17 protein-coding genes and 1 pseudogene are annotated in these 19,017 nt (G+C 66.0%); 10 read left to right on the top strand and 8 right to left on the bottom strand.

Features of this window, described 5'->3' with window-relative positions; all coding sequences use genetic code 11:
- Window positions 1–23 precede the first annotated feature (23 nt).
- On the top strand, window positions 24–692 hold the full coding sequence (gene rnhB, locus BKA03_RS09830) for a ribonuclease HII (protein ID WP_062075757.1): 669 nt from the start codon (window positions 24–26) through the stop codon (window positions 690–692).
- Here the strand turns inward: rnhB and BKA03_RS09825 are convergent.
- From BKA03_RS09825 to BKA03_RS09795, 7 genes are all read right to left on the bottom strand, one after another.
- The gene (locus tag BKA03_RS09825; protein ID WP_062075758.1) at window positions 689–1,468 is read right to left on the bottom strand and encodes a hypothetical protein; all 780 of its coding nucleotides are present in this window, start codon (window positions 1,466–1,468) and stop codon (window positions 689–691) included. The genes rnhB and BKA03_RS09825 overlap by 4 nt on opposite strands.
- Window positions 1,465–3,714, bottom strand: coding sequence for a glycoside hydrolase family 31 protein (locus BKA03_RS09820; protein WP_202965754.1), 2,250 nt, complete (start codon window positions 3,712–3,714; stop codon window positions 1,465–1,467). Before BKA03_RS09820 ends, BKA03_RS09825 begins: the two co-directional genes overlap by 4 nt.
- Window positions 3,711–4,814 (bottom strand): glycoside hydrolase family 15 protein, encoded by a 1,104-nt coding sequence (locus tag BKA03_RS09815; protein WP_062075759.1) that lies wholly within the window; start codon window positions 4,812–4,814, stop codon window positions 3,711–3,713. Before BKA03_RS09815 ends, BKA03_RS09820 begins: the two co-directional genes overlap by 4 nt.
- An 88-nt stretch (window positions 4,815–4,902) precedes the next feature.
- Window positions 4,903–6,171: an ABC transporter substrate-binding protein gene (locus BKA03_RS09810; protein ID WP_083971892.1), complete on the bottom strand. Its 1,269-nt coding sequence runs from the start codon at window positions 6,169–6,171 to the stop codon at window positions 4,903–4,905.
- 34 nt (window positions 6,172–6,205) lie between these two features.
- The gene (locus BKA03_RS09805) at window positions 6,206–7,051 is read right to left on the bottom strand and encodes a carbohydrate ABC transporter permease (RefSeq protein WP_062075760.1); all 846 of its coding nucleotides are present in this window, start codon (window positions 7,049–7,051) and stop codon (window positions 6,206–6,208) included.
- A complete protein-coding gene (locus tag BKA03_RS09800) occupies window positions 7,044–7,994 on the bottom strand; it encodes a carbohydrate ABC transporter permease (protein WP_202965755.1) in 951 nt (316 codons plus the stop codon). The genes BKA03_RS09805 and BKA03_RS09800 overlap by 8 nt, the downstream gene beginning before the upstream one ends.
- Complete coding sequence (locus BKA03_RS09795) at window positions 7,991–9,205, bottom strand: ROK family transcriptional regulator (protein WP_202965756.1); 1,215 nt, start codon at window positions 9,203–9,205, stop codon at window positions 7,991–7,993. The genes BKA03_RS09800 and BKA03_RS09795 overlap by 4 nt, the downstream gene beginning before the upstream one ends.
- 121 nt (window positions 9,206–9,326) lie before the next feature.
- Between BKA03_RS09795 and BKA03_RS09790 the strand changes: the two genes are divergently transcribed.
- The 8 genes from BKA03_RS09790 (at window position 9,327) to BKA03_RS09755 (ending at window position 17,078) form a co-directional block, all read left to right on the top strand.
- Entirely contained in the window at window positions 9,327–9,653 is a 327-nt protein-coding gene (locus tag BKA03_RS09790; protein WP_062075761.1) for a DUF2469 domain-containing protein, read from the top strand.
- A gap of 85 nt (window positions 9,654–9,738) precedes the next feature.
- On the top strand, window positions 9,739–10,407 hold the full coding sequence (locus tag BKA03_RS09785) for a TetR/AcrR family transcriptional regulator (protein WP_152649611.1): 669 nt from the start codon (window positions 9,739–9,741) through the stop codon (window positions 10,405–10,407).
- Between the two features lie 12 nt (window positions 10,408–10,419).
- Entirely contained in the window at window positions 10,420–12,054 is a 1,635-nt protein-coding gene (locus tag BKA03_RS09780; protein WP_062075763.1) for an MDR family MFS transporter, read from the top strand.
- A 140-nt stretch (window positions 12,055–12,194) separates the two neighbouring features.
- Window positions 12,195–12,551, top strand: coding sequence for a YraN family protein (locus BKA03_RS09775; RefSeq protein WP_062075764.1), 357 nt, complete (start codon window positions 12,195–12,197; stop codon window positions 12,549–12,551).
- Window positions 12,548–14,068 carry a YifB family Mg chelatase-like AAA ATPase gene (locus BKA03_RS09770; protein WP_062075765.1) on the top strand — a complete coding sequence of 507 codons (1,521 nt, stop codon included), beginning with the start codon at window positions 12,548–12,550 and terminating at the stop codon, window positions 14,066–14,068. Before BKA03_RS09775 ends, BKA03_RS09770 begins: the two co-directional genes overlap by 4 nt.
- Complete coding sequence (dprA, locus tag BKA03_RS09765; protein WP_062075766.1) at window positions 14,065–15,243, top strand: DNA-processing protein DprA; 1,179 nt, start codon at window positions 14,065–14,067, stop codon at window positions 15,241–15,243. Before BKA03_RS09770 ends, dprA begins: the two co-directional genes overlap by 4 nt.
- 119 nt (window positions 15,244–15,362) lie before the next feature.
- Window positions 15,363–16,265, top strand: a complete 903-nt coding sequence (locus BKA03_RS09760; RefSeq protein WP_062075767.1) for a tyrosine recombinase XerC — start codon at window positions 15,363–15,365, stop codon at window positions 16,263–16,265.
- Between the two features lie 12 nt (window positions 16,266–16,277).
- Window positions 16,278–17,078 carry a sigma-70 family RNA polymerase sigma factor gene (locus BKA03_RS09755; protein WP_062075768.1) on the top strand — a complete coding sequence of 267 codons (801 nt, stop codon included), beginning with the start codon at window positions 16,278–16,280 and terminating at the stop codon, window positions 17,076–17,078.
- Between the two features lie 14 nt (window positions 17,079–17,092).
- On the opposite strand, the gene BKA03_RS09750 is transcribed toward BKA03_RS09755, so the two are convergent.
- Complete coding sequence (locus BKA03_RS09750; protein ID WP_062075769.1) at window positions 17,093–17,626, bottom strand: M23 family metallopeptidase; 534 nt, start codon at window positions 17,624–17,626, stop codon at window positions 17,093–17,095.
- 414 nt (window positions 17,627–18,040) lie between these two features.
- On the opposite strand from BKA03_RS09750, the pseudogene rpsB reads away from it, so the two are divergent.
- A pseudogene (rpsB, locus tag BKA03_RS09745) lies at window positions 18,041–19,012 on the top strand (30S ribosomal protein S2); the annotation flags it as partial.
- Window positions 19,013–19,017 lie beyond the last annotated feature (5 nt).

Here is a 19,017-nt window from a genome sequence, read left to right as displayed (position 1 = left end):
GCAGAACTGATGGAGCTGCACTGATGGTGCTCTCCCTCGGCTATGAATCCGCGCTCTGGGATGCAGGTGCACGGGTCGTCGTCGGCATCGATGAGGTGGGCAGGGGAGCGCTCGCAGGCCCCGTGAGCGTCGGGCTGGTCGCCGTCTCGCGTTGCGACTCCTGGCCGGATGGCCTCGCGGACTCCAAGCAACTCACGGCTCGCGCGCGAGAGGCCCTCATCGCGCCCTTGTCCGCATTCGGCGTGGGCCGCACGGTGGGGCATGCGAGCGCCGCCGAGATCGACCAACTGGGAATCATCGGCGCCTTGCGCCTGGCGGGAGTGCGCGGGCTGGCCGCGCTTGCCGGGGAAGGCATCGTGGCCGATGCCGTCCTCCTCGACGGCACCCACGATTGGCTCACTACCCCTCCTGCGGACTTGTTTTCAACTGCCGCGGACGACGTCGTGACCCCGCCGGTCACCATGGTGGTGAAGGGTGACGGCCTGTGTGCGTCGATCGCGGCCGCGTCCGTGATTGCCAAGGTGGAACGCGACGCGATCATGCGCGCGGCCCATGTCGAGCACCCCCACTTCGGTTGGGAAGGCAACAAGGGCTACGGCGCGGAGGCACACCTCGACGCGATTAGGGAGCATGGGCCCAGTGACTGGCACAGGGTTTCGTGGAAGTTGCCCGAGCGAGAGCCGTCGTCCTAGGACCCCTCCGGCCAACCAAGCCGGCGCATGATCGCCTTCCTGCCAGCGGGGTTGAGCCCGCTGGCGCCCACGCCGAGGTATCGTTCTGCGATACCAAGCATGGCCCGCGCGGCATGCTCCGGCTCCTCTGCGATGGCGGCCGAGATCTGTGCCGCGAGATCTGGCAACGCTAGTTCGACGCGGCGCAACCCGTCTAGGCGATCAAGAGCGGAGAGATCCTTGTGGCTGCGAGTTCTTGCGGCGCGTAGGAGAGCGTGAACCGCGTCTCCTCGGATAATGTCTCCTGCGCTCAAGGACTCTCCTCTGCGGGCCCTTCCCACGCCGTGCAGCAGTGCCGTGAGGAACATTGCGGCGTCGCGGGTTGCATCGGGCACGTTGGCGGGGAAGGGCGTCGACACGGCTTTTGTCATGACATCCGCGACGCCGCCGCGGTCGAGGAGCACTGCGTAGCCGTCCGCGGCCCATGTGCCGAGGGACTCGACGGTCGCGACGCCCCACTCGACCAGATGGCCGTCGTCGTAGACGGCCTTTCCTCCGCCGTGGTATTCCTCGAGCGTCAGGACGATGCGATGCGACTCAGGCATCCAGTCGACCTGTCCCACGTACCGGCCCTCTGCGCCGGGAACGACGATGATCGCGACGTCGTGATCCGACCACTCGTCAACTCGGGTGGGGTCCGCCGTTGATCCCATCGCGACGACGCCCACCACGTCGTCTCGCGCGGCCAAGATCGCGAGAGCGGCTTCGAGCCACGCTCTGTGCTCTTCAGGCGTCATGTGGCGCGGTGGAACAGGGGACCGAGCCGGTCCCAAGCGGACGCGCGAACGTAAACAGGCACCCTGTGCCGACGGGTGCGGGTGGAGATAGTCTTGCCGCCCTCGACCGGCTCGCCGGTCCAGGCGTCACGCCAGTCGCCGCGAGGCACGTATACGTCCCACTCCTCGCCGGGTGCGAGAACGGGCGCGACGAGCACGTCGTCGCCGAGCGTCCACTCGGGCGGGGCAGACCATACGGCCGGGTCGTCGGAGTAGTCAAAGAACAGCGGACGCATGAGCGGGCGAGAGGTCTCCACTGCCGCTCGCGCCTGCTCGGCGATGTAGGGCCGCAGTCGCTCCCTGAGTGCCACGATCTCGCGCACCTCCTCGATCACGGCAGGGTCGTTCCACCGCTCTGCAATGTTCCACGGCGTGCGGTCCCGCGATGGCGTGCGGTGGTGGTTGAACTCCGAGTGGTACTGCATGATCGGCACAAACGCGCTGGCGGCGAAAGCCCGCACGTATAGCTCCGGGTCGGGGACGTCGCCCGAGAATCCGGCAATGTCCCAACCCCAGTAGACGATGCCCGATGCCGCGGCGTTGAGGCCGGCCCACATGGACCATCTGAACGCGTCCCAGGTGGAGTTTTCGTCACCAGCCCAGAACGTGCCGTGGGCTTGCGAACCGGTGAAGCCGGCGCGAGAGAAGGTGACCGGCGCCTTGCCGCAGCGCCTCATCAGGTCGCCGTAGGCCTTGGCGTAGGCCACCGGGTTGAGGTTGTTGGCCTCGGCCCCTGAACGTCCATCGATATACACGAGGTCCGAGCCCCACGCGTGCTCGCCGCCGTCGGTCTTGAAGCCGTCCACGCCCATCTGCTCCACCAGGTAGCGCCGTTTTTCGGTCCACCATGTGGCGGCCTCGTCGTCCGAGAGGTCCGGCATGAGGCTAAGCGGGAACCACCAGCCGCGATTGCGGTACGGCCGCAGCGACCCGTCGGCGTGGCGCGTCCGTATGAGGTGGCCCTCGAGGATCGCCGCGTCGGCGTCGAGTCTCGCCTGACCCTGGGGATGGGGTCTCATCTTCATGAGCGGGATTTGCCACAGCAGCAGGTGAATGTCTGCGTCATGCAGCGCGTCCGCCATGCCCTTGGGGTCGGGCCACGCGCCGTCGGCGGGAAAGGTGAAGTCTTCGAGGCGGAGGGGGCCACCGTCTTCTCGGAGCTTGTATTGCGCGTCGCGCCACACGGTGAACATGCTCTCATCGCTCCAGGCCTCGACCACGATGGAGCCCACCGGGATCTCGTGCTTCGCATGCAGGGCCGCTTGTCGTTCGACCTCGGCCTGAGTGTTCCATTCGTTGCCGCTCGCCCATAGGCGCAGCACCCAATCAGGAAGTTCTTCGGGGCGACCGACGCACTCAAGGAACGCGTCGAGCACCTCGGTGGGCGAACCCGTGAATGTCCGCACTGAGAGGGCCGTCGTCGCATCGGAACGTGCGGCGGTCTCCGCCTCGATCGTGAGCAGGCCGCCGTCGGACTCGCCGACGTCGAACCACACTCGCCGCGAAGTGTCGACGTGGAAGCCCCAGCCCGAGCCGCCGACGACGTGGGCGAAAGGCATCGGCATGTACGTGCGCCGCACGGCGCCTTGAGACTTGTACTGCTCGAACACCACAGAATCGAGGCTGGTGCCGCAGTGATCGAGGCGGTCGAAGCGTTCGCCGAAGCCCGCCACGTGCTCACCGCTTGCGAGGGGGAGGGAGCACCGCACCTTCGCGACCTGTGTAGCGGTGCGTAGTGCGCGTACCGAGCCCGGAACGATGCCGCGCCGGCCGTCCACCGCAACCAGGCCGTCCGGTTCCTCGCTCCAGTGCGCGACCTCAGCACTGGAAGTGCGAGTGCGCCGCTTGGTGGTGCCATCGGACGCCGTCAGTCGGTAGGTCAGTGACACCGCGTCGGCGGCGACGTCGATCGTGGCTTCCCATCCACCCGACTTGCGGGCCAGCTTGGCTTGCGCGGACGCGAGGTGGCCGCCATCTACTTGGTGGCCGCGCGATGACCTCGCCACCGGCTCGCAAGGGACGTCGCGCGTTGTTTGGGAACCGTCCGCCAGGATCTCGGTCAAGTGGAGGGTCACCTCGACCACGTCGGTGGAGGTTCGCGAGCCGATGCGCATGGGTTCGCCGGCAACCGGCAGGATGGGCCAACGCTGGTCTGTGTCGGGCGAGTACGGATGCCCCGAGCCCAGGGGACTGTGGCGGATCATCATCGTTCAAGCTCCTTTGCAAGGCGAAGAACCATCGCGTGTGACCACAGCAGCGGGGTTGCCACCTCGCCCCACCGGTCGACCCACTCCTGCTTGCGGTCGGGTGCCAGCAGGTGGTGGTCCACCTGTTCGGGAAGGTCCAGCGTCTCCGTGGCGGTCGACATGGCCCACGCCAAATAGTCGGCGGCGCGCTCTGGCTCGCCTAAGGCGGCACGCGCGAGGCCGGCGAAACAACTCAGCAGCGGCCACTGGCCGCCTCCGTAGAACGTGTCAACGACAAAGCGGTGTACCCCGTAGGCCACCGCGAGGTCGGCCTCGACCGCGTCGACGGTTGCGCGCGCGACCGGGTGGTCGGCTGCAATGAAACCGAGGGGCGCGATGAGAGACGTGAGCGAGCCGTCCACGGCGGCCGACCCTACCCACTTGACGAGGTGGCCGTCGATCACGCCTTCCGTGAGAACGAAGTCGCGGATGGCCGCAGCGGTGGAGGCCGCCAGTTCGGCGTGTGCGAGGTCGAGCACGCCCATGCGGGAGGCAGCATCCAGGCCGGCGCCAATGCAGCCAAGGGTCGAGATGTGCAGCTCGTCGAGGCTCTCCTCCCACCAGTCGTAGCAGGGGCGTTCCCAGGAGGAGGCAAGGTACGCGACCGTGAGTTCGATGGCTTCGCGATAGGGCTGCGAGTCAGTTGCGTGTCGCGCGACGTGCTCGCCGAGCGCCCAGAGCCAGGTGCCGTAGCCGTCGAGTTGAAAGTCGGTCCAGTCGCTTTCGCCTCGAGAGCCGTCGAAGTGGAACCGTGCGGGCAGCATGTCGGAATCCGAGAGTGGGGCGTCGGAGCGTGCGGCGGCGACGGCCTCCCGAATCTTGTCTCCGTGCAGCATGGTGGTGGATGCGCACCACCCGAAGAACGCCTCGGCGGAGTCGATGTCGCCACATGCAGACATCGCGTCGGCGATGAAAGCGCCATCGCGAAACCAGCAGTAGCCGCGGTAGGCCGAGAACTCGGGACTCGCGGGGTATGCGCCTTCGGGGGTTTGCAGAATCCGGATGATGGCGCGCGAGTGCTCCGCCAGATCCGCATTCGACGCGTTCTCGACCGTGGACATGTGTTCTCAATTCTTGGGGTGCCAGGGGTACGGTGTGAGGGCCTGGTGGCGGCGATTACTGGGCGCCGCCACCAGGCTTCGCGCGAGATCAGCCGAGGAGTTTGTTGATCTCCTTCTCAGCCTTCGCCAGCGCTTCTTCGACCGTCATACGGCCAGCCGCGGCCTCGGTCAGGTCCTGACCGACGAGGTCCTGCATCTGTGCCTGGTTGTCGCCGATCGTCGGGGGTAGTGCGACGCCCTTGAGCGAGTCGAACACGGCCTGCCGGTTGGCGGGCGCACCCTTGTCGAGGTAGGGGGCGAGCTGTGCGTCATCCGCGATCGCGGGAAGTTCCCAACCGGAGTTGAGGCGTATGTCCACCATGATCTTGGAACTGGTGAGGAATTCCGCGAACTTCTGAGCGGCGTCCTTGTGCTCGGACGTGGCCGACACTCCAACGGCGTTCGAGAACACGGCGCTCGCCTGCTGAGCCGAACCCGGCTCGACGGCAATGTCCCAGTTGAGCGAGGTGTCTGCTGCAAGGGTGCCGAACAGCCAAATGCCGGTGTGCCACATCGCGAGTTTGCCGGCGGTGAACAGGCCGGTGTCGAAGTCCGGCGTACCCGCACCCTGCTCGGCCGTGGGCATGACGGAACCTGACTTGTCTACGAGCCAGTGCGCAGCGGCAATGCCCTCGGGAGAGTTGAACGCCACAGCGGTGCCGTCCGCGTTCAGGAACGAGCCTCCCGCCTGCACCAGCGTCTTGTAGAACTCGTAGTAGCTGATCGGCTGGTAGTCGCCGAAAACGTCGCCCTGTGTGAGCTTTTCGGCCGCAGCCTTCTCGTCGGCCCACGTCCAGCTGGACGTCGGGTAGGAGACGCCGGCCTTGTCGAAGAGGTCCTTGTTGTAGAACAAGACGACCGTGGAGAACGACGTCGGCAGTGCGTACGAGGTGCCGTCGGTCGCGTAGGCATCGACGAGCGACGCGCGATAGGCCGAAGTGTCGACTCCCTTGAGCGGAGCGAGCACGCCATCGGCCTGGTAGCCCCGGTAGTTGGCGTACTCGATGTCGAAGACGTCGGCCTGAGTGCCGCCCGCGAGGTCGGTCTGGAGCGCGGTGAAGTAGTCGCTGTATGGCAGCGTCTTCACATCAACGGTGATGTTCGGGTTTGCCGCCTCAAATGCGTCGACGATTGTCTTGAGGTTCCCCTCGTTTCCGCTATTGGAGATGAAATTCGAGTACGTGATCGTGACCGGTGCGTTCGCGACGGGGGCGCCACTGCTGCTGCCCGTGGGGTCTGGGCTGGAGTTCGAGCACGCCGCAAGCGTCATGCCGAGGGCGGCCGCAAGGCCGACCCCCGCGATTGCTGATTTGCGCATGGTGTGGTTCCTTTGGTTACTGGGTGATCCCGGGCTATTTGAGGCCCGAGCCTGCTACGCCCTGGATGATGTACTTCTGGGCGAAGATGTAGAGCGTGAGCATCGGGATGATGCTGACGATGGAGCCGGCCATGATCACGTCCCACTGGGTCGTGAACTGGCCTTGGAGCGAAGCGAGGGCGAGCGGAAGCGTCTTGTGGTCGTCGGAACGCAGGATGATTAGCGGCCACAGGAAGCTGTTCCAGCTGCTCATGAACGCGAAGACTGAGAGCGTCGCGAGCGCCGGGAGCATGTTGGGCACGATGATGCGCGAGAAGATTCGGAAGTGGCCGGCGCCGTCGAGCGTCGCGGCCTCGTCGAGTTCGCGGGGGATGGTGTTCATTGCCTGGCGGAGCAGGAAGACGCCAAACGCGCTCGCGATGGACGGCAGCAGTACGCCGAGGTAGGTGTCGAGCAGCTTCAGGTCACGCATCAATACGAACAGCGGCACGAGAAGCACCTGGAACGGAACCATCATGGTCGCCAGGTACGTCGCGAAGATTGCCTTCTTGCCGCGAAACTCGAAGCGACTGAAGCCATATGCGGCGAGCGTGCTCGTGACGAGCTGGGCAACCGTGATGGCGACAGCGAGGCCGATCGAGTTGAGGACCACGCGGGCGAACGGGGTGCGCGTGAAGAGTTCGCGGTATCCGTCCAGAGAGGGGTGGCTCGGGATGAGGCTCGGGGTCGCCGACAGGCCGGCGCCGTGCGTGAGCGAGGTCGAGAGGGTCCACACGAACGGGAACACCATGGCGAGTGCGCCGATGACGACGATCGAGTTCAGGGCGATGGTGCCGGCGCGGGTCCGGGTCCGGGTCCGGGTGTGAGTGTGGCTAGACATACGTCACCCACTTCTTCTCGCCGCGCATCTGGATCAACGTCACCGCGAGCACCACCACGACCAGCAGCCATGACAGCGCCGACGCGGTGCCCGCCTGTCCGTATCGGAACGTCAGGTCGTAGATGCGTTGAACCACGACCTCCGACGAGCCCGCGGGCCCACCACCGGTAAGCGCGTAGACCTGGTCGAAGACCTGGAAGCCGTTGATCAAGGAGATGATCACGACGAAGAAGATTGAGGGCGTCAGGAGCGGCAGGGTGACGGACCACAGGCGCCGCCATGCCCCTGCGCCATCGATGGTCGCGGCCTCTTGCACGTCCACGGGAATGGTCTGGAGTCCCGCGAGCAGGATCACCATGACGAAGCCCAGGTCCTTCCACGCGCTCGCGAAGATGATCGACGGCATTGCCCATGAGGGGTCCGTCCACCAACCGGGGCCGTCGATGCCCACGGCCTCGAGCACCTTGTTGACGATTCCCACCGAGGGGTTGAGGAGCCAGCGCCACACGAGCGCGACGGCGATCCAGCTCGTGACCACGGGAAGGAAGTAGAGACCGCGCACGAAATTGCGGCCGCGCATGGCGCGGTTCAAAGCCAACGCGAGTGCCAGGCCTCCGACGAAGACGAGAGGGAAGTAGCCCACGATGTAGTACACGGTGTGCCCGAACGCGGCGCGGGTGTCGGGATCCTTTACTAGTTGGACGTAGTTGTCGAAACCCACCCAGCGCATCGGTCCAATGAGGTTCCACTTGTGGAGGCTGGTCCACATGGCCCGGACCATGGGGATCAGGGAGAAAACGAGCAGTGGGAGCGCCGAGGGGGCGAGGAAGGTGAGCGCGATCAGGGTGTGCCGACGGTGACGCGATGCGCGGGTGGGTGTGCGGACGTTGCGGCGCGGCGCGGAACCGAGGTTCAGCCGCGAGGTCACGGGACGTGTGCTCACGAGGAGCTCCTGCTGCCGCGCGGCTCCATGAGACGCTCGCGAACTAGGCGGCCCTGTTCGCCGGAGGCGCCGTCGGCGTCGAACGGTGTCGACAATACGAGGGAGGCCGCCCCTTGGGCCCACCTGTCGTCTTGCCAACCCTCGACCGCCACTTCGATTCCTCGTTTGCGTGGCATGACGGACGAGCGTAAAGCCGGCTCGAAGCCGAGGGACCAGTGCTTCCACGACTCGGCGCCCTCGCCAAGGATCACGATCAGTTCCGGGTCGAGGGTGTTGACGACGCCCGCTATCGCGCGCCCAAGGAGGTGTCCCGCCTCGGCGAAGATGCGTTGTGCCGCCTCGCTGCCACCGCTTGCGACGCTGGCAAGGGCGGCGATGCTGGCATTGGCTCCGATGACGCCTTCACGCCGAGCCGTTTCGATGAGCGCCGCCTGGCCGATGATGGCCTCGAGGCATCCGAGCGCGCCGCACTGACAGCGGGGCCCATTCTCCGCGACAGGGATGTGGCCGATCTCGCCTGCATTGCCCGAGTGGCCGCGCACTACGGCGCCTCCGGCGACGATTCCAGCTCCGATGCCGGTGCCAATGGTCACCACCAAGAAGTTCTCGTGACCGCGGCCCGTGCCGAAGAGTGACTCCGCGAGCGCCAGAGCGTTGACGTTGTTGTCGATGAGGACGGGTAGGCCCGTCGCGTTGCGCAAGGTGAGCCCCAGTGGCAACTGGCTCCAACCGAGCTGGGTGGAGTCCACCACGCCTTCGCTCTGTTCAAGGACGTTGCCCGGCAAGCCGACGCCCACCCCGAGGAGGTTGGCGTGAGTGGAGTGGGAGCAGAAGTTGCTTACTGTGGCGGACAGGCGCGCTAGCGCCATGGTGTGGCTCGCGTCGAACTGCTCCGTTGCGGTGCGAGTCACAGTGCCGCCGAGATTGACCTCCACGAGCGTGAGGTGATCGGGCGCAACCTTGACCCCGATCACTCCGAAGCTGCCCGTAGTCAGGCCGAGCAGTAGGGCCGGCCGGCCACCACGCGAGGGACTGTGTTCGAGTTCTGTGAGTAAGCCGTCGTCAAGGAGGTCGCGAGTCAACTTGGTGATGAGTGCGGGGGAGAGTGTGAGAACGCGCGCCAGATCCGCGCGGGATGTGGCGCCGTGCGCACCAATATGAGCGAGTATGGCCGCCCGGTTGGTGTCGGTGCGGGCCGAGGAAATGGCCACGATTGAACTCCTTTGTTCACAACTAAAAGAACTATATGACTAAGTCTCGTCGTGTGTCAATCATTTCCAGTTTCGGCGTCGCGATGCCACAGTGCGGCGCGATATCGGCCATGATGGTGAGGTGAGCAGCGAAGACCTGGAGAACTACGAGACCGAGGCGGAACTCGCCCTTTACAGGGAGTACCGTGATGTCGTTGGGCTCTTCCGCTACGTGGTCGAGACCGAGCGCCGCTTCTACCTGTGCAATAAGGTCGACTTGCAGGTGCGATCGGTGGGCGCCGACATCTACTTCGAGGTCACGATGGCCGATGCCTGGGTGTGGGACGTTTACCGCTCCGCGCGGCTCGTGCGCAATGTGCGCGTGGTGACGTTCAAGGACGTCAACATTGAGGAACTCGACCACGACGACGCGATGCCCGACATCAGGCAGCTGCGCGGAGGTCGCTAGCGGCGCCGCAACGGTCGCGGCCCGCACCCCGCACCACATTCGGTGCAGTTTGCGCAATTATGCAGAGTCTGCAAGAATGCAGATCATGCACACTGTAGAGACGCCCGACGAGGCCATCGTGTGCCCTCAACCTGGGTTACGCGAACGCAAGCGCGAGGCGACTCGCAGGCGTGTCGAGAAGGCCGCGATCGAGCTTGCCTTGGCGAACGGCCTCGAGCACGTCACCGTGGATCAGATCTGCGAGGCCAGTGACATTTCGGCCCGCACCTTCTTCAACTACTTCGGATCCAAGGAAAACGCCATGATCGGCATCGGATCCAAGCTGCCGTCCCCAGAGGCCGTCGAGGCCTTCGTCACCGGGATGCGAGGTCCCATTCTCGAAGATTTCCTCGTCATGCTCGCGCGGACCTTCGCCGAGCGCGGGCCCGATGTGGCGCTTTTTCGCGCGCGTCGCGATCTGTTCAGCAGGGAACCGCAACTCGCGGCCATGCAAATGGCCAAGATGACGGCCGAGCGAGACGAGTTCACGACCATCGTCAAGCGTCGAGTTGCCACCGCCAACCCGGACCTGATCGAGGCCGCCCAACTCGAAGAGGCGATCTTGGTGGTCGGCGTCGGCATGGGTGCGCTCCACGTGGTCGGACATCAATGGCACGAATCTTCCGGCGAGGCGTCCCTCGAGGACCTCGTCCACCAACTTCTGCCGCGCCTCAGGCGCGTCACCGAATCCAGCCGACGTCCCATCGGCGCCTAGCAAGGAGAATCCATGACTGAGTCACCCATTACTCAGGCACCCAGAGCCGCGGTCACGCCGCATGGGCGGCGCAACATCCTTCTCATCTTTGTGGGACTGATGACGGCCATGCTGCTGGCGTCGCTCGACCAGACCATCTTCAGCACCGCGCTGCCCACCATCGTGGGCGAGCTCGACGGCGTCGACCACATGCTTTGGGTGACCACCGCCTACATCCTCGCCGCGACAATCATGATGCCGGTCTACGGCAAACTCGGCGATCTGATGGGCCGGCGCAGCCTTCTCATCGTCGCCATCACGCTGTTCGTGACCGGTTCCATCGTGGGCGGGTTCTCCCACGGCATGACCGAGCTCATCGTCGGCCGCTCCATTCAGGGCCTCGGCGGCGGTGGGCTCATGATCCTGTCCCAGGCGACGATCGCCGACGTCGTGCCCGCCCGTGAGCGCGGTCGCTACATGGGCATCATGGGCGGCGTCTTCGCCCTGTCGTCTGTGGCGGGCCCGCTGCTGGGGGGGTGGTTCACCGAATCGATCGGCTGGCGCTGGTGCATGTGGATCAACATCCCGCTGGGCGCGATCGCGATCACCTCTGCAGTGCTGTTCCTTCACCTTCCCAAGCGTGAGCGTTCGGGGCGGAAAATCGATGTGCTCGGCATGATGCTCCTCGCCATCGCGGCGGCGTCGCTCGTGCTCGTGAGCTCGTGGGGCGGCAACACGTACCCGTGGGGCTCGGCGGTCATCATCGGCCTCATGGTTCTTACGGTCGTGGCCGGATTCGCGTTTGTGCGGGTCGAGCTTGCGGCTGAGGAGCCGGTGATGCCCATGTACCTGTTCAAGAACCGCAACTTCCGCCTGACCACGTCGGCCGGGCTGCTCACGGGAGTGGCCATGTTCGGTGCGCTGGCCTACATGCCCACGTACCTGCAGATGGTGACCGGCGTCAGTGCCACGAACGCAGGCCTCCTCATGATCCCCATGATGGGCGCCTTGCTGATCACCTCGATCATCTCGGGCCAGTATGTGAGCCGCACGGGCAAGTACAAGTCACTTCCCGTGGCTGGCGCCGTGTTCGTGACGGCCGCGCTTTACCTGCTGTCGACGATGTCAGCGACTCAGCCGGTGGCGCTCACGTGCTCCTACCTGGCCGTGATGGGCATCGGCCTCGGCCTACAGATGCAGATACTCGTCCTCATCGTGCAGAACTCGTTCTCCATCAATATCGTGGGCACCGCCACCGCGGCGAATAACTTCTTCCGCCAGATCGGGGCGTCGCTCGGTGCCGCGGTCGTGGGATCGCTGTTCACGTCACGCCTGGTCGCGTTGCTTGCGGAACGACTTCCGTCTACCGCTGCGGGCGGCGACACGAACGCGCTCACCCCTGCGGCCGTTCAAAACCTGCCCGCTCAGGTGCGCGACGTGATCGTGGGTTCCTACAGCGATGCGCTCGCCCCCGTGTTCTTGTACATGGTTCCGCTCGCGATTCTGACGTTCGTGTTGCTGCTGTTCATCCGCGAGGACGTACTCGCGACGACGATCGATCGCAGCGACATCCTTCCCGAATCGATGGACATCGACCCGTCGTCATCGGTGTACCTCGAGGAGCATGAGCCCGTGGCTGCATCGGAGGGTGGACGCGAGGAACGCTAGCTGCACGCACGCACGCACGCACGCACGCGCGCCGTCAGTGTCGTCCCCAACCTCGCGCCACGCGCCTGATCCCCAACGCGAGTCTCCGCGGAGCCTGGCCGTGGCCCCCTGCTGACAGGGTCGGCCATGGGAGGTGAGCCATGGCGGCCAAGGACGAGGTGGGGCGGCACGGCGAGGATGTCGTGGCCCGCGCCCTTGAGGAACAGGGCTGGGAGGTTCTCGCCCGCAATTGGCGATGCCCGATCGGCGAGATCGACATCGTGGCCAGAGATGGCGCCGATGCCGTGACCGTTGAGGTCAAGACGCGCAGGTCGGCCACGTTTGGCTCGCCACTCGAGGCCGTGACTCCCGTCAAGCGGGCGCGGCTCAGGCGTCTCGCGGGGGCGTGGCTCGCCTCTCAAGAGCGGCACTTCGACGGAATCAGGATCGACGTCGTGGGGGTCACCCTCCCGCCCGCTGGCGCCGCAATCTTGACGCATGTGAGGGGCATCGAGTGATCGGTCGCACGCGCTCGGTGGTGCTGACGGGAGTGGTGGGTCACGTCATCGACGTGGAGGCGCACCTTGCGCCATCCCTGCCTGCGTTTACGCTTGTGGGATTGCCCGATGCCTCGCTCAACGAGTCGCGGGATCGCGTGAGGGCGGCGGTGACGTCGTCGGGCCTGGCATGGCCGCAACGCCGTATCACCGTGAACCTTTCGCCAGCGTCGCTTCCCAAGTCCGGCTCGGTGACCGACGTCGCGATCGCCGTGGCAGTGCTCGCGGGGGCGGGACTGATCGACGCTCGTCAGGCGGCGGGCGCCGTGCACCTGGGTGAACTCGGCCTCGATGGCCAGTTGCGACCCGTCCGCGGCATCCTTCCCTCCGTCGCGGCGGCGGTTGAGGCCGGGGCCACTCGCGTGGTGGTCGCGGAGGGCAACGCGGACGAGGCCAGGCTCGTACCGGGCGCGAAAGTCACCGCGGTCTCGTCTCTCGCCGAGCTGGCGGCTATTTATGGAAACGAGGACGCGCGACCGGATCCACGGAGCGTCGACTCTCGCGTCGTCTCTTCGCCGAGGAGGGTCGAGCCGGTCGCTGACCTGGCCGATGTGAGGGGTCAGCCCGAGGCCCGATGGGCGCTCGAGGTCGCGGCCGCTGGCGCGCACCATCTGCTCATGGTGGGGCCGCCCGGAGCGGGAAAGACCATGCTCGCGTCGCGCCTTACCGGAATCCTTCCAGACCTCATCCCCGTAGACGCGCTCGCGGCGACCTCAATCCACTCGATATCGGGAACCCTCAGCCCGGAAGAGGGCCTCCTCGTGAGGCCGCCGTTTGAGGCGCCTCACCACTCGGCGTCGGCCGCGGCGATCGTCGGGGGTGGGGCACGCATCGCGCGGCCGGGCGCGATTTCCCGTGCGCACGCGGGCGTTCTCTTCTTGGATGAGGCCCCAGAGTTTCCCGGGGCGGTGCTGCAGACCTTGAGGCAGCCGCTCGAGAGTGGCGAGATAGTGCTCCATCGTGCGTACGGCGCCGCGAGATACCCCGCTCGCTTCCAGCTGGTACTCGCGGCGAACCCCTGCCCGTGCGGGCACTTCTACGGCATGGGAGAAAGGTGCACCTGCAGCGCGCTCGCCAGGCGCCGCTACTTCTCGCGGTTATCGGGCCCGCTGCTCGATCGCGTCGATATCCAGGTGGAGGTCATGCCGGTGGCGAGGGGGGCCTCAGAGTCGGGGGAGGCGACCGAGGTGGTTGCGGCGCGGGTTCGCGAGGCGCGGGGCAGGGCACAGGCGCGATTCGCGGGGCTGCCATGGTCCGTCACGTCGCACGCTCCGCCATCGTGGTTGAGAGAGTTCACTCCGCGCGCATGCGTGGCGGTGGTGCACGCGGCGCTCGACAAGGGGAGGCTCTCAGCGCGTGGTGCCGACCGCGCGTTGAGGATCGCCTGGACGTTGAGCGACCTTGAAGGAATTGACGCGCCATCGCCGGATCACGTCGCGCGAGCGATGATCCTTCGATCGAGGGAGGGCCCCCTATGACACAGTCCGAAGAGGCCGCGCTTGTCGCGTGGAGCGCCATGGCGGCACCCGCCGATGAAGCTGCGGGGGCGCTCGTTGCGTCGATTGGCGCGGCGGAGGCGCTCGAGTGGGTCCGGTGGGGTGCGCGAAGCCTTCCTGCGGCCGCGGCATCCCTGTACGGTCGCTGCACGCGGGAGGTCGCGGAGGCGGCCGTGTTGGCGCACGAGCGGTGGGAACGGCGCCTGGATGTTGCCGACGAGCCTCACTCGCGCAGGGCGACGGCTATCGGCGCGAGAGTCGTCACCAGGGGCGCGCCCGGTTGGCCATCGGCTCTGAGTTCACTCGGCGCCGCGGAGCCGTTTGCTCTCTACGTGAGGGGCTCGGCCGATCTTGATGCGGCATGGAGCCAAGGCGTGGCCATCGTGGGAGCGCGGTCGTCCACGGCGTACGGATCTCACATGGCGGCCGAGCTCGCGTCCGGCATTGCCGCGGCCGGTCGCGCGGTCCTGTCTGGCGGCGCGTACGGCATCGATGCCGCCGCGCATCGGTCGGCTCTCGCCGCCGAGGCACCCACGGTCGCGGTGATGGCGGGAGGTGTCGACAGGCTCTACCCCGCCGGAAACGACGCGCTGTTACAGGCAGTCATGAACGTTGGGGCGATCGTGAGCGAGGTGCCGCCCGGCTTTGCCCCTCATCGCTCGCGCTTCCTCACTCGCAACCGATTGATCGCCGCAGCGTCGGCCACGATCGTGGTCGAGGCGGCCCTGCGGTCAGGTGCTCTGAGTACCGCACGGCATGCCGCCGGGCTGCTACGTCCGATCGGTGCGGTTCCCGGCCCCGCCACGTCGCCGTCGTCGGCTGGATGCCACGCGCTCATTCGCGATGGCATCGCCATACTGGTCACGCGTGTTGACGACGTGCTCGAGCTCGTCGACAGCTCGACCGAATGGGCCGAGAGGAATGTGGGCGAGGTCGAACGTTTGGGTGAGCGCGGAAGGGAGGGGGTCGCTCGCCCGAGTTTCGACTCCCCAGCCGACCGCGCGGTATACGACGTGACGTCGAGCCGAGCGATAACAGTCGAACGGGTGGCCGAGCGTGCCGGCCTGGCGTGGATTGATGCGACGACCGCAGCGGGACGCCTCGAAATGCAGGGACTCATTGAGCGAAGCAAGGGCGGCTGGAAGCGAGCGCGATAGGTCACGAAATACCCCAAACGAGACAAAATGGCCCAAAAAGGGGGTTACTTGTGGGTCTGATGTGACAAATGTGGCTCAAGGGGTTGATTTGACGGGTGTGACGATGCCAGAGTGTCAACATGTCAACGACGTCTGGCACGGTGGTGGAGCGCTTCGCGTCCTCGCTGCGCCATGGCGCCGGCGCCTCGGACCACACTGTGAGGGCCTACGTCGGAGACGTCGAAGCACTGGCCGCCTTCCTTGGCCTGGACGATGACTCCACGTGGACCGACGTCGCCCTTGCCGATTTGCGCGCGTGGCTCGCGCGCCAAGCGGCCGACGGTAAGACCAGAACAACCCTTGCGCGCCGTGGCGCGTCGGTGCGGGCCTTCTTCGCCTGGGCCCACCGTGTCGGCATCGTGGAGCACAACCCCGCCGCACGGCTGGCATCGGCAAAGGCTTCCGTGACGCTCCCTCACATTCTTGATGTTGATGAAGCGTCCCGGTTGCTTGATACGGCGGAACTGCACGCTCAGAGCGGCACGGCGATCGACGTGCGGGACTGGGCCATGGCGGAGTTGCTGTACGCCACCGGGATCCGCGTCGGGGAACTGGCAGGAGTCAACGTCGGTGATGTGGATATGAACGAGCGCACCGTTCGTGTGCTTGGCAAGGGTGACAAGGAGCGCGTCGTACCGTTCGGCGTTCCAGCACAGCGCGCGCTCACCTCATGGTTGGAGAACGCTCGCTCGCAGTTGGCAGGCGATACCGCCGCGTTGTTCGTCGGTCACAGGGGATCGCGGGTGGACCAGCGGCAGGTTCGCGAGGTCATCCACAGGCTCGCCTCCGGTGCGGGCGTCCCCGACATTGCTCCGCACGCACTGCGGCACTCGGCTGCCACGCACCTCCTCGAGGGGGGATCCGATCTCAGGTCGGTTCAAGAGGTGCTCGGCCACGCGTCTCTGGCCACCACTCAGCGCTACACCCACGTGACGGCGGACCGCTTGCGGCACGCCTATGAACTCGCGCACCCGCGGGCCTAAGGGGACAAGATAATGACGACCTTCTCGGATCCGCTCGACCTTGACGCACGTGATGCCGATGTCGCGGCAGCATGGGAGTCCCTGGCGTTTGCCGACAGCGAGAACCGCCGTGCGGCGCGCGAGCTGCTCATTACGCGCTACGCGCCACTCGTGACCCAAGTGGCGACCCGGATGATTGGACGGTTGCCGGACACCGTCGAGCTCGCGGACCTGGTGTCGTATGGAATGTTTGGCCTCATCGACGCCATAGAGAAGTTCGAGCTCGACCGCGGCTTCAAGTTCGAGACCTACGCAAGCACCCGCGTGCGCGGCGCGATCATCGACGAACTGCGCGCCGCCGACTGGGTACCGCGTTCGGTGCGCGCCAAGGCGCGAGCAGTCGAGAACGTGACGAGGTCCCTTGAACAGGGACTCATGCGCAAGGTGACCGACGACGATGTGGCGATCGAGCTCGGTTGGGAGTCGCGCGAGGTGAGGACGGTGCGCGCGCAAGTGGCGTTGAGCCATATTGGCGCCCTCGATTCGATGAGCCCCGACTCCGACTCGTTCTCTCACGAGCACGCCACTTGGCTGAGCGTTCCAGGCGTGGCCACGTCGATGGAGGTCAAGGAGACTCACGCGCTGCTCTCCACCGCAGTTCAGGGGGTGCGCGACCGTGAACGCCAGGTGCTCCACCTGTACTACTACGAGAACCTGACCTTGGCACAGATCGGCCAGGTGCTTGGAGTCACGGAGTCGCGAGTCTCGCAGATTCACTCGGGTGCGGTGAGAAAGCTGCGCGAGAGCCTGGACAAGACCGGCGCCTTCTCTTAGTCGTCGTCTGCCTCTTAGTCACCATCTGTGGGGAGCAGCCGAACCGGCCCGAACCCTTCGAGGTAGTCGAGTGGGTCGACGTAGGTGCCGTTGAGCCTGAGTCCCCAGTGAACGCACTGGCGCCGCACACAGTGGAGCGGAGTGTCTGCCACCGTTCCGATCGTTTGTCCCCGCGCGATGATGTCGCCAACGACGGCCGTCGAGTCGACGGGCTCAAATGAAGACACGAGGCCCTGAACGTGTCGGATCGAAACCACCGGCCTGTCGACGACAAAACCTACGTAAGTGACGACCCCGGTGGCGGGCGCGGTGACGCGCTCGCCGGTGTCGGCCGCGAGGTCCACACCGCGATGTCCCGCGAGCCATGGTTGCGGGGGCAGCGAAGCCAAACGCTGGACGGTGAAGGGTGCCACGGGCGCCGACAAGGCAACGCGCCTTGTGGCCGCATCGGCAGGGTGCGCGCACGCGAGAACCCCGATAGAGAGGGCAGCCAGCACCGCAAGGGCGCCGAGAAATGCATGCCGATGCGTCGGGCGAGCTTGCCGCATAGGCCGATTTGCGCGCCGCTCGGACTCAATTCTGGGAAACGCTGTCATGGTGCCCATCGGACCGCGTGAGGCCGTCATCGGTTACGGAACGCGTTCGGAGCGGAGGAGGGCGGGCGCCCGCGCGTCATGGGGACGACCGCGCGTACCTGTCAGACAAGCTCGGGGACCACGCGAGGGCGCTCATCGGCTACGATTGACCCCGCACCTTCGCAATGGAGGTGACAACGCGCGTCATTCGTGCCCTTGGTTTTTCAGGGGCGCGCCGGGAAGGCGATGGTCCGAGGCGACTCGGTGCCGGCCCGCGTTGGCGCTAGGGGTAGTCCCACACGGGATTGCCATCAACCGAAGACTCCGGTTGGGCTCACGCCCGCCGGCCACTTAGCACGCGCAAGCGTGCGGACAAGGAACTCTGCCATGGCAGTTGTGACCATGCGCCAGATGCTGGATGCGGGCGTCCACTTTGGACACCAGACCAGCCGCTGGAACCCCAAGATGAAGCGCTTCATCCTCACCGAGCGCAACGGCAACTACATCATCGACCTGCAGCAGTCGGTCTCCATGATCGACACCGCCTACGAGTTCGTGCGTGACACCGTCGCACACGGCGGCAGCGTGCTGTTCGTCGGCACCAAGCGCCAGGCTCAGTCGACCATCGCCGAGCAGGCCGCTCGCGTCGGAATGCCCTTCGTCAACGAGCGTTGGCTCGGCGGAATGCTCACCAACTTCCAGACCGTGAGCAAGCGCATTCAGCGCCTCAAGGAACTCGAAGAGGTCGACTTCGACGATGTCGCCGGTTCCGGCCACACCAAGAAAGAACTTCTCATCATGCGCCGCGAGAAGGACAAGCTGTTCAAGGTGCTGTCCGGCATCCGCGACATGGGCAAGACCCCCTCAATCGTGTGGATCGTTGACACGAACAAGGAGCACCTCGCGATCGACGAGGCCAAGAAGCTCGGCATCCCGGTCGTTGCCATCCTCGACTCGAACTGCGACCCCGACTCGGTCCAGTACGGCATCCCTGGAAACGACGACGCGATTCGCTCCGTTGGCCTGTTGACGCGCGTCATCTCCGACGCTGTGGCCGAGGGCATCCGTTTGCGCCACGCCGCCAAGACGGGGGACGAGGCTGCGGTCGCCGCCGAGGCAGAGCCGCTCGCCGATTGGGAGCAGGAACTCCTCGGTGGAGCTGACGCTGCTCCTGCCGCTGACGCTCCGGTGGCCGAAGTCGCCCCCCTCGACGCAGCAGCCGCCGCGGTTGAGACCCCCGCACCTGAGGTGAAGGCCGCACTAGCCGAAGACGCACCTGCCGAGGCTGCACCTGCCGAGGAAGCAGTTGCCGTTGAGGCTCCCGCCGCCGTTGAGGCTCCTGTTGCTGACGCTGCACCTGTTGT

It is taken from the genome of Demequina lutea (assembly GCF_013409005.1).
In the GTDB taxonomy this organism is placed as follows: domain Bacteria; phylum Actinomycetota; class Actinomycetes; order Actinomycetales; family Demequinaceae; genus Demequina; species Demequina lutea.
This window is presented reverse-complemented; position numbering and strand designations above follow the sequence as displayed.

Coding starts and splice junctions, on each gene's coding strand:
- rnhB (WP_062075757.1), top strand. CDS start 24: ATGGTGCTCTCCCTCGGCTATGAATCCGCGCTCTGGGATGCAGGTGCA.
- BKA03_RS09825 (WP_062075758.1), bottom strand. CDS start 1,468: ATGACGCCTGAAGAGCACAGAGCGTGGCTCGAAGCCGCTCTCGCGATC.
- BKA03_RS09820 (WP_202965754.1), bottom strand. CDS start 3,714: ATGATGATCCGCCACAGTCCCCTGGGCTCGGGGCATCCGTACTCGCCC.
- BKA03_RS09815 (WP_062075759.1), bottom strand. CDS start 4,814: ATGTCCACGGTCGAGAACGCGTCGAATGCGGATCTGGCGGAGCACTCG.
- BKA03_RS09810 (WP_083971892.1), bottom strand. CDS start 6,171: ATGCGCAAATCAGCAATCGCGGGGGTCGGCCTTGCGGCCGCCCTCGGC.
- BKA03_RS09805 (WP_062075760.1), bottom strand. CDS start 7,051: ATGTCTAGCCACACTCACACCCGGACCCGGACCCGGACCCGCGCCGGC.
- BKA03_RS09785 (WP_152649611.1), top strand. CDS start 9,739: ATGCACACTGTAGAGACGCCCGACGAGGCCATCGTGTGCCCTCAACCT.
- BKA03_RS09780 (WP_062075763.1), top strand. CDS start 10,420: ATGACTGAGTCACCCATTACTCAGGCACCCAGAGCCGCGGTCACGCCG.
- BKA03_RS09775 (WP_062075764.1), top strand. CDS start 12,195: ATGGCGGCCAAGGACGAGGTGGGGCGGCACGGCGAGGATGTCGTGGCC.
- dprA (WP_062075766.1), top strand. CDS start 14,065: ATGACACAGTCCGAAGAGGCCGCGCTTGTCGCGTGGAGCGCCATGGCG.
- BKA03_RS09760 (WP_062075767.1), top strand. CDS start 15,363: ATGTCAACGACGTCTGGCACGGTGGTGGAGCGCTTCGCGTCCTCGCTG.
- BKA03_RS09755 (WP_062075768.1), top strand. CDS start 16,278: ATGACGACCTTCTCGGATCCGCTCGACCTTGACGCACGTGATGCCGAT.
- BKA03_RS09750 (WP_062075769.1), bottom strand. CDS start 17,626: ATGCGGCAAGCTCGCCCGACGCATCGGCATGCATTTCTCGGCGCCCTT.